At 73.6% G+C, this 11805-nt stretch carries 9 protein-coding genes; 3 read left to right on the forward strand and 6 right to left on the reverse strand.

What is annotated here, in order from left to right; all coding sequences use genetic code 11:
• Positions 1 to 77: 77 nt before the first annotated feature.
• Positions 78 to 1574, reverse strand: a complete 1497-nt coding sequence (locus tag ACTVZO_RS04235; protein WP_443297055.1) for a DNA-binding protein NsdB — start codon at positions 1572 to 1574, stop codon at positions 78 to 80.
• Positions 1575 to 1804: 230 nt separating this feature from the next.
• Here ACTVZO_RS04235 and ACTVZO_RS04240 point away from each other — a divergent pair, with 230 nt between their 5' ends.
• Together ACTVZO_RS04240 and kstD are read left to right on the forward strand one after the other, a co-directional pair.
• Positions 1805 to 2929, forward strand: coding sequence for an aminoglycoside phosphotransferase family protein (locus ACTVZO_RS04240; protein WP_443297056.1), 1125 nt, complete (start codon positions 1805 to 1807; stop codon positions 2927 to 2929).
• A gap of 229 nt (positions 2930 to 3158) precedes the next feature.
• A complete protein-coding gene (gene kstD, locus ACTVZO_RS04245) occupies positions 3159 to 4952 on the forward strand; it encodes a 3-oxosteroid 1-dehydrogenase (RefSeq protein ID WP_443297057.1) in 1794 nt (597 codons plus the stop codon).
• 16 nt (positions 4953 to 4968) lie between these two features.
• Here kstD and ACTVZO_RS04250 read toward each other — a convergent pair whose 3' ends face one another.
• Together ACTVZO_RS04250 and ACTVZO_RS04255 are read right to left on the reverse strand one after the other, a co-directional pair.
• Positions 4969 to 5469 (reverse strand): hypothetical protein, encoded by a 501-nt coding sequence (locus ACTVZO_RS04250; RefSeq protein WP_384221716.1) that lies wholly within the window; start codon positions 5467 to 5469, stop codon positions 4969 to 4971.
• Between the two features lie 99 nt (positions 5470 to 5568).
• Entirely contained in the window at positions 5569 to 6387 is an 819-nt protein-coding gene (locus ACTVZO_RS04255; RefSeq protein WP_443297058.1) for a maleylpyruvate isomerase family mycothiol-dependent enzyme, read from the reverse strand.
• Positions 6388 to 6520: 133 nt separating this feature from the next.
• Between ACTVZO_RS04255 and ACTVZO_RS04260 the strand changes: the two genes are divergently transcribed.
• The gene (locus tag ACTVZO_RS04260) at positions 6521 to 8059 is read left to right on the forward strand and encodes a hypothetical protein (protein WP_443297059.1); all 1539 of its coding nucleotides are present in this window, start codon (positions 6521 to 6523) and stop codon (positions 8057 to 8059) included.
• Between the two features lie 67 nt (positions 8060 to 8126).
• Here the strand turns inward: ACTVZO_RS04260 and ACTVZO_RS04265 are convergent, their stop codons facing one another.
• From ACTVZO_RS04265 to ACTVZO_RS04275, 3 genes are all read right to left on the reverse strand, one after another.
• Entirely contained in the window at positions 8127 to 10934 is a 2808-nt protein-coding gene (locus ACTVZO_RS04265; RefSeq protein WP_443297060.1) for an ATP-binding protein, read from the reverse strand.
• A 120-nt stretch (positions 10935 to 11054) separates the two neighbouring features.
• On the reverse strand, positions 11055 to 11462 hold the full coding sequence (locus ACTVZO_RS04270; RefSeq protein WP_443297061.1) for an ACT domain-containing protein: 408 nt from the start codon (positions 11460 to 11462) through the stop codon (positions 11055 to 11057).
• A gap of 69 nt (positions 11463 to 11531) precedes the next feature.
• Positions 11532 to 11759 carry a DUF397 domain-containing protein gene (locus ACTVZO_RS04275; RefSeq protein WP_406368685.1) on the reverse strand — a complete coding sequence of 76 codons (228 nt, stop codon included), beginning with the start codon at positions 11757 to 11759 and terminating at the stop codon, positions 11532 to 11534.
• Positions 11760 to 11805: the final 46 nt, after the last annotated feature.

Raw genomic sequence — 11805 nt, forward strand, 5'->3', positions numbered from 1 at the left:
CCTGGTCCGTGGGGGTCAGGGACTTGTGGGCCGCGCCGGAAGGCGCGGCCTTTCTCGTCTCCGTACCCCTTCCCGCACTACACGCCCGAACCGCGCGGGCTGCGCGCCGCCGGGATGTCGGGGAGGGCCAGCTCGATCTCCTCGCGCAGGTCCTCGATGCGCGCGTACCCGGCGTACTGGCCCGTGAGCCGGTACATCTCGCGCAGCCGGTCCCAGGTCCGGTGCGAGGAGGTCTCGTTCATCGACACCAGGGCGAGCCGGGCGTAGCGGTCGGCCTGTTCGGGGTCGTCGGCGATGAAGCAGGCCGAGGCCATCGAGATGTAGTCGAAGATCTGCGAGCGCTGGTACCCCTCACCGCGCAGCCGCAGGGCCTCCTTCGCGTGGCGGGCGGCGATGGGCGCCGCCGTCGCGTCGTGGTCGGCGAGGGTGCGGTAGGCCAGTGCCTGCATGCCGTGCAGGTCCGCCTCGTCGAAGTGCTGCATCCAGCTCGGCGGCGGTACGTCGCCCTTGTCGGAGACGAACAGCTCCTCCGCCTCGCCCAGGGTGCGGCGCATGGCCTGGCCCTTGCCCATGGCGGCCTGTGCCCAGGCCTCGATGGTGTGCAGCATGGCGCGGGTGCGGGGCAGGGTCTGCTCGCCGGAGCCGGACTGGGCGAGCTTCATCAGGTCCAGGGCCTCGTTCGGCTTGCCGAGGTGGACCATCTGGCGGGCGGCGCGGGAGAGCGCCTCGCCGGCGCGCGGCCGGTCACCGCCCTCGCGGGCGGCGTGCGCCGCGATGACGAAGTACTTCTGCGCCGTGGGCTCCAGGCCCACGTCGTGGGACATCCAGCCCGCGAGCACGGCGAGGTTGGCCGCGACCCCCCACAGGCGCCGCTGGAGGTGGTCGGGGTGGTGGTAGGCGAGCATGCCGCCCACTTCGTTGAGCTGGCCGACGACCGCCTTGCGCTGGAGTCCTCCGCCTCTCGAGGCGTCCCAGGCGCGGAACACCTCGACGGAGCGCTCCAGCGCCTCGATCTCCTGCGAGCCGATCGGGGCGGCCTCGTAGCGGTCGTAGCCCGCTGGGTCGGCCTGGAAGGACTCCCCGAAGCGCTGCGCCTCCTTGGCGAGCGCGGGGTCGGTGTGGAGCCAGTCGTACATGGCGTTGGTGAGGGCGGAGCCGGCGGTGAGCACGGCGCCCGCGCCCATCAGACCGCGACGGTTGAGCATGAGGTCCATTCCCGTGAATTCGGTGAGGACCGCGGCTGTGCGTTCGGGCGCCCAGGGCATCCCGTCGGGGTTCTCCTGCGCCCCGCCCGGCTGCCGTCTGCTGGTGCGCCGCTGCCGTACGAACCCGAGGTCCTCGATGGTCACGACACGACCGAGCCGCTCGGTGAACAGTGCTGCCAGTACCGTGGGCACCGGTTCGCGCGGGGTCTCCCCCATGTCGATCCAGCGCCGCACCCGCGAGGTGTCGGTGGCCAGCTGGGGGTGCCCCATGGCCGCCGCCTGCCGGTTGACCATCCTCGCCAGTTCGCCCTTGGACCAGCCGGCCAGGCCGAACAGGTCGTTCAAGCGGGTGTTTGGACCTTTGCTCACGTCAAGCCCCCAGGTTCTCGGCTGAGTTGACAGTAACCCGCCGTCAGATGCCCAGCGACTATTCGCCAGGCTTCGCCAGGGCACGCCTGATGGTCCGCCACCCGCGGCCGGGTGTCAGGTAGGAATGCGCCTCCCCGACCCGGTCACCGGCGGAACTCCCCAGGGTGATGCACGGGATCCGGCGGGGCGGCGTACGCAACTCGTCGGCGCACGAAGGGATCCGTAACGCCATGTACGCAGCAACGTCCTCCGTGTCCGCCCCGGTCCGGCCGCACCGCACGCTCCCCGCGAGCGGCGGCCCCTACCTCGAACCCGGCCGCCCCGCGGCTCCGGCGCAGGGCGCCGTACGGGCGCGGCGGATGCCGGGGGCGGGATCGCAGCCGCTCAGCGGAAGAATCGACCTCTCCGGGCCGCAGGGGGCGCAACTGCGCACCGCGCTCGCCTCGGTGCAGCGGATCTGTCCGGAGTTCGCGCCCGTCCAGGTGCTGCGGCGCAGTGGCCGGTCGGTCCTCCTCGTGGGCACGACCGGGCGGATGACCGCCGTCGCGAAGGTTTTACTGGACCACTCGCCTGAATGGCGCGAGCGGTACCGGCATGAAATAGGGTCATACCGGGCGTTCGTCCGGCACCGCCCGCCGGTCCGGGTGCCGCGGCTGATCGCCGCCGACCCGGAGGACTGCGTACTGATCGTCGAGCGGATGGCGGGCCGGGTCGCGGCGCTCCAGCGGCACCCCGTGGAGGCTCCGCCGCGGGTCGACGTACGGGCTGCCCTGGGCGCGGTGTGCCGGGTCAACCAGTGGCGTCCGCCGGGCGACCTGTTCGGGACCCCGCTGAACTACGCGCGGCGGATCGCCCGGGACTACGAGCTGGGCCTGCTGACCGACCGGGACCTCGGCGACCTGCAGAAGCTGCTGCACGGGGTGAAGCTGTCGGGCACGGCCCTGCAGTTCAACCACGGCGACGCCCTGCTGTCGAACCTGCTGCTGTCCCCGGCCGGGCCGGTGCTGCTCGACTGGGAGCACGCGGGCTGGTACCTGCCGGGCTACGACCTGGCCACCCTGTGGACGGTACTGGGTGACGCCCCGGCCGCGCGCAGCCAGATCAGCCGGCTCGCCCAGTCGGCCGGTCCGGCGGTGCGGGACGCGTTCCTGGTCAACCTGATGCTGGTGCTGACCCGGGAGATCCGGATGTCGGAGACGGCCGTACAGCGCTCGATGCTGGCGACCGCCCCGGCCCAGCCCCTGCCGGCCGGGGCCCTGTCCTCGGGCGAGGAGCAGCGGCTGCTGCTGCGCCGCCTGCACGACGACGCCGGCATGGCGCGCAGAGCGGTCCGTGCGGCGGTCGGCACCCGCTGACCCGCCGGTCCGTCCCACCATCGCGAAGTCCCGTGGCCCCCACCGCCGCGGGACTTCGCTCGTGTGCGGGGGCACAGGCGGCGCGGACCCTCGCGGACGGGGCCGTCGCTCCGGAGGCGGCGGTGGCGCCGGATGCCTTGACATCACATGATCCCCCGAACACCTTTTCTGACTCAGCATCAGACATGCTGAGTCCCTCCACTCCTCCCCACTCCGCTGGAGCCTGCACATGTCCGCAAGCGCTTCACGCACGTCCCCCGGAGCCCTCCCGTCCCGCCGCAGCGTCCTGGCGGGGACCGGCGCCGGGGTGCTCGCCGCCACCGTGCTGCCGGCCGCCGCCGCGCGGGCCGACGGCGCCGAAGCCGGGCCTCCGCTCGGCGAGTACGACGTCGTCGTGGTCGGGTCCGGGGCCGCCGGGATGACCGCCGCGCTCACCGCCGCCCGGCGCGGGTTGAGCGTGCTGGTGGTCGAGAAGGCGCCCACCTTCGGCGGGTCCGCCGCCCGCTCCGGGGCCGGGATCTGGCTGCCCAACAACTCGGTGATCCTGGGCGCCGGCGTGCCGGACACCCCGCAGAAGGCCGCGACGTACCTGGCGGCCGTGGTCGGACCCGAGGTGCCGGCCGACCGGCAGGCCGCCTTCCTGGCCAACGGTCCGCGGATGCTGGACTTCGTGATGGCCAACAGCCCGCTCAGGTTCCGCTTCATGGAGGGGTACAGCGACTACTACCCCAACCTGCCGGGCGGGCTGCCGAACGGCCGGTCCATCGAGCCGGACCAGATCGACGGGAACATCCTGGGCGCCGAGCTGGCCCGGCTGAACCCGGCGTACATGCCGGTGCCCGCCGGGATGGTGGTCTTCAGCGCGGACTACAAGTGGCTCAACCTGGCGGCGGTCAACGCCAAGGGCCTGGCCGTGTCCACGGAGTGCCTGGCGCGCGGCGCCAAGGCGGCGCTGCTCGGGCAGAAGCCGCTGACGATGGGCCAGGCCCTGGCCGCGGGGCTGCGCGCCGGGCTCCAGCGGGCGGGCGTACCGGTCTGGCTGAACAGTCCGCTGGTGGACCTGGTCCAGGAGGGCGGTGCGGTCACCGGGGTGGTGGTGGAGAAGGAGGGCGTACGGGGCACGGTGCGGGCCCGGCGCGGGGTGGTCGTCGGCTCGGGCGGCTTCGAGCACAACGCGCAGATGCGGGCGCAGTACCAGCAGCAGCCGATCGGCACGCAGTGGTCGGTGGGCGCGAAGGAGAACACGGGTGACGGGATCCGGGCGGGCCAGCGGGCGGGCGCGGCGCTGGCGCTGATGGACGACGCCTGGTGGGGCCCGTCGATCCCGCTGCCCGGGGAGCCGTACTTCTGCCTCGCCGAACGGACCCTGCCGGGCGGGCTGATCGTGAACGGGAACGGTGCGCGGTTCGTCAACGAGGCCGCGCCGTACAGCGATGTGGTGCACGTGATGTACGAGAAGGACCGGGGGGCGGCCGGCTCGCACATCCCCGCGTGGCTGATCGTGGATCAGAACTACCGCAACAAGTACCTGTTCAAGGACGTGCTGCCGACGATCGTGTTCCCGGACTCCTGGTACGAGGCGGGGGCGGCGAAGAAGGCGTGGACGTGGGACGCGCTGGCCGGCCAGATCGGGGTGCCGGCGGCTGCGCTCCGGGCCACGCTCAACCGGTTCAACGCGCAGGCGTGGACCGGGAACGACACCGACTTCCAGCGCGGCGCCACCGCGTACGACCACTACTACACGGACCCGAACGTGCACCCGAACTCGTGTCTGGCGCCGATCTGGGCCCCGCCGTTCTACGCGTTCAAGATCGTCCCCGGGGACCTCGGGACGAAGGGCGGCATCGTGACGGACGCACGGGCCCGCGCACTGCGGGCGGACGGCTCGGTGATCCGGGGGCTGTACGCGGCGGGCAACGCGAGCGCCGCGGTGATGGGCCACAGCTACGCCGGGGCCGGGTCGACGATCGGACCCGCGATGACGTTCGGCTACGTGGCGGCGAACGACATCGCGGACGCGTGAGGTCTTCGGTGTGCCGTTAGCCCTGCTGGAAGAGCTCGGCGGGGAGCGGCTTCAGGAGGGCGTAGAGGTCATCGGTGATCGGGCGGTCCCAGCTGGCGATGGTGACCAGCACGTTGTCGCTGCGGTCGAACTGGACGCAGGAGATGCGGGACTCCGACAGCTTGATCTTCCGGACGATGAGGAGGTTGTCGCCCTGCATGACGGGGCAGTCCTCGATGCCGGTGACCTCGACGTCCTCGTCGTTCTCCAGGGCGTCGAGCAGCTGGGCGACCTCGAAGGGGACCTGGCCGTCGGAGAGGTCCCGGGCGGGGGACCCCTCGGGCAGGTTTCCGATGATCATCGCGGGGCCGCGTCCGCCGAACAGGTCGTAGCGGAGGAAGACACCCTGGCAGCTGCCGTCGGGCGCGGGCAGCAGCCCGGCCCCGAGATTGCCCGGCCAGTCCCCCGGGTCCATGGCCAGGACGTCGAAGTCCGGGCCGGCGGGTGTGGCGGCGCGGTGGCGGCGGAGGAAGGACATGCCGCCATGGTACGTGGCCGGGCGAAGTTTTCCGGCCCGGGGCCCCGCATCGGGGCCTCCCTCCCCCCGCCCTGCCGGGCCGCCTCCCCGCCGGGCCCGTCACACCGACGGGACCAGGGTGAACCAGTGTGCGAGGAGCGCGTCGTCGCCGGTGACCTTCAGGGCGGGGGCGGTGACCCGGCCCCAGAGGAAGAGTGCGAGGTCGGAGGCGGAACCCTCGGCCTCGACGTCCACGGGGGCGGTGGATCCGGGCTCCAGGAGGATCTCGTCCCCCGCGAAGACGACCGTCCAGGATTCCGGGCCGTCGGTGCTCCGGAAGCGGTAGCGCTCCCCCTTTCCGGCGGGGGACGACCACCAGGAGCGGCGGGCCGGCGCCATCACCTCGAAGCTCTGGCTCACGGCGTCCGTCGCGAGGGCCGGATCGAGGGGCGCCTGGGTGCCGGTCGCGGACTCCGCGTCCCAGCGGTGCACGGCCAGCTCGATGACCTGCATCCGCAGCCAGAATCCGGAGGTCCGCTCGGGCCCCCAGGTCCACACCGGCAGGTCCGGCCCGACCTCGCCGAACGTCGTCGCCAGCTGCTCGGCGCCCTCCGCGTACCAGGCCGTCAGCGCGTCCGGGACCGGCTCCCGGTTCGGCGCCCGCTCGGGCCGCGGCCAGGCGGCCAGCGCCGCCGGGTCGGCCGGGAGCCCGTACAGGGAGAGGTCGCTCGGGTCCGGCCGCTCCTGGAGGCGCTCGCACAGGACGTGGTCGACGTAGCGCTGGACTCCCCCGAGGTGCCCGATGAGGTCGGACACCGACCAGTCGGGGCACGAGGGGACCAGCGGCGGGGGCCCGCCGGGGTCCAGGGCTCGGCGGACGGCCTGCGCGAATGCGGCCGCCTCGCTCCGGAAGAGGGAGATCCGCTGGGCGTGTTCCATGGGGTCACCCTGCCCCGCCGGCGCGGCCGCCCAACCTGCGCCGGCGCACGAGTGGGGGCCGCAGGGGGCCGCTGTGACCGCAGGGTAATCTGATCACGACCTTTATGAACAAGTTCAACACACTGGGGGGCCGGTGCACCGTCGCCGCGTCATGTTCTCCGCCGCCGCCGTCGCGGCAACCGTCGGTCTCGTCGCACCCGGAGTGGCCCACGCGGCCGATCCCGCGCCGGCCGGATCCTCGCGGGCCGCGGCTTCCGATGCCTGGGTGGGCATGGTCAAGCGCACCAAGGGCGCGCACACCATGGACCTGTCCACCTGGGTGTCGAGTGACGGCATCGACGTGTTCGACGTCGTCGTCGACTGGGGCGACGGGCAGGTCTCCGCGCCCGGAACGTCCGTCACGGACGAGTTCCTGGACTTCTCGCACAGGTATGCCAAGGTCGGCACCTACAAGGTCACGGTCACGGCGACCGATCTGCGCACCAAGGAGTCCGTGACCAAGTCCGAGGACGTCCTCGTCGCGGGGTCCGAGTTCACCCCGCACACGCCCACCCGGCTGCTGGACACCCGGGACGGCACCGGAACCTCCTCGGCCCAGCCCGTCGCGCCCTACGGGACGACCCGGGTGAAGGTCGGCGGCAGCAGCGGGATCCCGGCCGGTGTGACGGCCGTGGCCCTGAACCTCACCGTGACCGACGCCGCGGCCGACGGGCACGTCATCGCCTACGCGTCCGGCAGCCAGCAGCCGACCACGTCGAACGTCAACTTCGCGGCGGGGCGGTCGGTGCCGAACCTGGCGATCGTCCCGGTCGGCGCGGACGGCTACGTCGAACTGGCCAACCGCAGCGCGGGCACGGTGAGCCTGGTCGCGGACGTCACGGGCTACTTCGCGAAGACCGCCGCGAGCGGCTTCACCCCGCTGGAACCGGTCCGCCTCGTCGACACCCGGGACGGGCTGGGCGCGGCCAGGGGCCAGGTCGCCGGGCAGAGCACCGTCGGCATCCAGATCGCGGGCAGGGGCGGACTGCCGGCCCAGGGCATCACCGCCGTCGCGCTCACGGTCACGACGACCGGGCCCAAGAACGCCGGCCACCTGACCGCCTTCCCCAGCGGGCAGCAGGCGCCGATCACCTCGAACGTGAACTTCACCGCCGGCCAGACCGTCGCCAACTCGGTCGTCGTGCCGGTGGGCGCGGACGGCAGGATCGACGTCCGCAACGGCTCCTGGGGCCCGACCGACGTGATCGTCGACGTGACCGGCTACTACAGCGCGGACGGCAAGGCCGCCTACCTGCCGGTCGAGCCGGAGCGCCTGCTCGACACCCGGAAGTACTTCTGGGAGGTCGACGGGCAGGACTACCGGTACGTCTCGGTGTTCAAGCCCGACGTCAGGCTCGCAGGCGCGGTGATGAACGCGACGGTGACCAACACGCAGGGCAGCGGACACCTCACGGTCGCACCGGACCCGAACACCAGCGCCCAGTACGGCAACAGCACGGCCGTCCGGCCGACTCCCCCGAACTCCTCCAACCTGAACTGGACGAAGGGCGACACCGTCTCCAACCTGGTCCAGGCGAGCACCGGCAAGAACGACATCGTCGACTTCTGGAACCGGGGCTGGGAGTCCGCCGACCTGGTCGTCGACCTGTTCGGCGTGTACGCGGTGAACTGACCCGGCGCCCTTCCTCCGGACCGGGGCCGCCCCGGTCCGGAGCACACCCGGTCACGGCACGGCGCCCTCACCGTCCGCGCGCCTCCACGGCGGCGCCCAGACCAGAGACGTCGGTGCCGAGGGTGCGGCAGGCCGCCGACAGCGCCCAGTCGGGCTCCGGGCCCTCGGCGGTCGGCGCGGTGCCGCGGGCTGCTGCCCGCGCGGCCCCCAGCTCCTGCTCCGTGAGCCCGTCCGCCCCGAAGGCCCCGCCGGGCAGCGCACCGCCGAGGCCCAGCAGGGTCCGGGAGGTCCGCTCCTCCAGGCCGTCGGCCCCGCATTCCCGCGCCGTCAGCACCGCCCGGGCCAGCAGTCCGGGATCGCCGAGCTCCGTGCCCAGCGCGGCCAGTGCGCAGGCCAGTTCGTATCCCGCCGGGGAGGCGGCGAGCAGGGCCACGGCCTCGCGCAGCAGCGCGGGCCGGTCGTGCGGCGCGGCGACCTCCGCCGCCACGCGCAGGGCCTGGCCGATGCCCGAGGGGGCGCCGAAGGCCCGGGCCCGCCGGACGGCTTCGGCGGCCAGGGCCCGCGCCCGGTCAGGGTCGTCCGCGGCCACCGCGCGGGCCAGGTGCAGCCGCCACGGGCACCACGCCGGGTTCTGGATGCCGCGCGGGGTCAGCCGCCGGTCCACCTCCTCCAGTTCCGCGGCCGCCCCCTTGGTGTCTCCCCGGGCCAGCAGCAGTTCGGCGTACACGGTCTGGGAGTCGGGGAAGACCACCGCCGCCGGGAAGGGCTTGCCGAACTCGTGCTCCCGGCCGAGCTCCCAGGCCTCGTCGGTCCGGCCGCGGGCGAGCAGCGTCGTGATGAGGATGGCGATGTTGTACCAGTGCACGGGCGTGCCTCGGCCCACGCGCTCGGCGAGCCGGAGGCCTGCCCGGGCGAGCTCCTCGGCCTCGGCGAGCCGTCCGCGCCGGTAGCGGATGTAGGCGCGCAGGCCGTACGCGAAGGAGAGGTGCGCCCCGCGCCAGCCCTGCCGCTCGAACTCGGCGGTGCCGGCCTCGAACAGCTCCTCCGCCCGCCAGGGCCGGTCGGCGTACATGTGGACCATGGCCACGAGCACGGGGACCTCGAAGCCGCGGTCCTCGTGGGCCCAGCTGAAGTCCTGCTCCAGCACCCGCCCCGCGTGGTGCAGGACCACGTCCACCGGCTCCCCGCGCAGGCAGGCGTCCCAGGCGCGCAGCCCGATGACGTACCGCTCGGTGAGGTCGCGCCCGGTCAGCCGGTCCGCGAGCCGCGTCAGTCTGCGGGACCGGGCGGGGGAATCGGGTTCGGCGGCGTTGAAGGCGTCCCACATGAACTGCTCCGACTGCAGGCGCAGCCGGGCGCGGACGTCCTGGGTGTACGGGATCTCCCGCGCGAGGGCCTGGGAGGCCTCGGCGAGGCGGTCGCTGTGCGCCAGCACCTGGGCGAGCCGTATCACGATGCCCTGGCGCAGCGCGGGATCGTCGACGGGCTCGGCGAGGGCGGCGCGGAGGTGGTTGACGGTGTTGGCGGGCTCGGTGAGCAGGGAGGCGCAGCCGAGTTCGTAGAGGACGGCCGCGCGCTCGTCGAAGTCCGGGGGTTCGCGCAGGGCGCGGGCGAGCTGGCGGCGGGCGGCCTCGGGGGCGCCGGCCCGGAGGTTCTCGCCGGCGGCCTCCCGCAGGGTCCGTACCACCCACGGGTCGTTCTCGGGGTGGGTCTCCAGGAGGTGGCGGGCGGCGGCGGAGGAGCCGAGTCCGGCGTCGACGACGGCCGCGGCGGCCTTGCCGTGGAGGGCCACGCGCAGGGCGTCGGGGATGGCGCGGTAGATGGCGGTGGCGATGAGCGGGTGGACGAACTCCAGCCCGGCGTCGGCGTCTTCCGTCACGGCGGCCGACAGGATGCGGGCGTCGCGCAGCCGCGCGGTGGCGTCCACGGCCTCCTCGGCGCCGAGGGCCGCGACCCGGGCGGCGAGCTCCCTGGGGATGTCGGTGCCGAGCACGGCGCAGGCCCACGCGAAGCGGACGGTGGACGGGCCGAGGCGTTCGAGGCGGGTGGCGAGCCCGCTGCCGCGCTGGGCGGCGGCGAGGTCGCGCAGCAGCGGCGCGTTGGCCTCGACCGGCGGCAGGCGCTTGTCCCGGACCTTGGCGGTGAGTTCGACGGCCTCGAAGGGGTTGCCGGTGGTGACGGTCCACGCCTCCCGGCAGAAGGCGTCGTCCGCGTGGTCGCCGACCGCGTCGCGGATCAGGGCGGCGACGGCGGGTGCGGTGAGCGGCGCCAGGTGCAGCGGGCGCTGTCCGGCGCGGCCGGGCAGGGTGCGGAAGGCGTCGGCGTGGGCGGGCAGTTCGTCGGGCCGGTAGGCGACGACGAGGAGCAGCGGGAGGTGCTCGGCGCGCGGGGCGTAGGCCGCGAGCCAGCCGAGCGACTCGGGGTCGGCCCAGTGGGCGTCGTCGAGGACCAGGGTGACGGGTGCGCGCTGGACGACGAGGTGGGTGAGGACCCAGTCGAGTCCGTCGCGCAGGCCCTGCGGGTCGGGCGGGGCGCCCTGTTCGGGTGCGCAGAGGCCGAGGGCCGGTCCTACGATGGAGTACCAGCTGCCGAGGGCGGAGCGCAGGTCCCCTTCTGAGGTCCCGGCCAGGTGGGGCTGGATGAGCTGGCGGGCGACGTGGAAGGGCTGGCTCTGCTCCTGTTCTCCGCCGCGGGCGGCGAGGACGGTGCAGGAGCGGGCGTGCGCCCGGCGGCGCAGTTCGGCGAGGAGAGTGGTCTTGCCGAGGCCGGCGGCGCCGGAGAAGGCGAGCAGTGCGCCGCCCGCGTCCGGCGGGGGGCCGGTGAGCTGTTCCAGGGCTTCGTCGACGAGGGAGAGCTCGGCCTCGCGTTCGATCATGGTGCGCCGTCTGTGGTTCAGACGGGACGGACGGTCCGTCATGGCTGGTACCCCCCAGGCCTGTTCCTAAGATCAGCGTACGCCCGCGCACACCGGGAGGGGGCCTCACGCGGGAAAGATTCAGCCCTGCGCCGAACGCGCCGCGAGCTCCTCCAGGACGGCGACGGCCTCGGCGGCCCGGTCCGCCGCCACGAAGAGGTGGTCGTGGTGGTATCCGGCGATGACGTTGCAGCTCAGTCCGTGTGCGCCGAGCTCGGTGGCGAAGGCCGCGGTGAGGCCTACGGCGTCGAGGGCGGAGTGGATCCGCAGGGTGATCCAGCCGGCCGTGTAGTCGTAGGCGAGGCCGGCCGCGTCGGCGTCCTCCTGGCGCAGGACCAGGGTGAGGCCCTCGGGTTCCAGCACGGTGGCGACCGGTGCGGTGCCCGGCGGGACCGCGGGGCCCGGGACGGTGCAGAACACGTACCGGCCCTCGTTCAGTTCGGGCCGCAGGCCGCTCAGCAGCTTCCGCAGGTCGCTCTCTCCGCTCATGCGGCCAGCCTACCCACGGGCCGCCTGCCACCGGGGCGGCGGCTCGCGGCCCCGGTGGTGCGCGGCCCGCTACGTCAGGTCGAACTCCCCGCCCCGCGCGTTCAGCACGAACTTGTTCCACTCGTCCGGCGCGAAGATCAGCGAGGGGCTTTCGGGGCGCTCGCTGTTGCGCATGGCGACGAAGCCCTCGACGAAGGCGATCTGAACGTCACCCGCTCCCCGGCTGCTCGAGCGCCACTGCGCCTCGGTGAGATCGAGGTCCGGCTTGTCCCAGCCGGCCAGCGGCTGTGAAGTCATGCTCTCGGCCACGTGCGTGCTCCTCCCGGTACGTCGTCCGGGGGCA

It is taken from the genome of Streptomyces sp. IBSNAI002 (genome assembly GCF_052244475.1).
Lineage (GTDB): Bacteria > Actinomycetota > Actinomycetes > Streptomycetales > Streptomycetaceae > Streptomyces.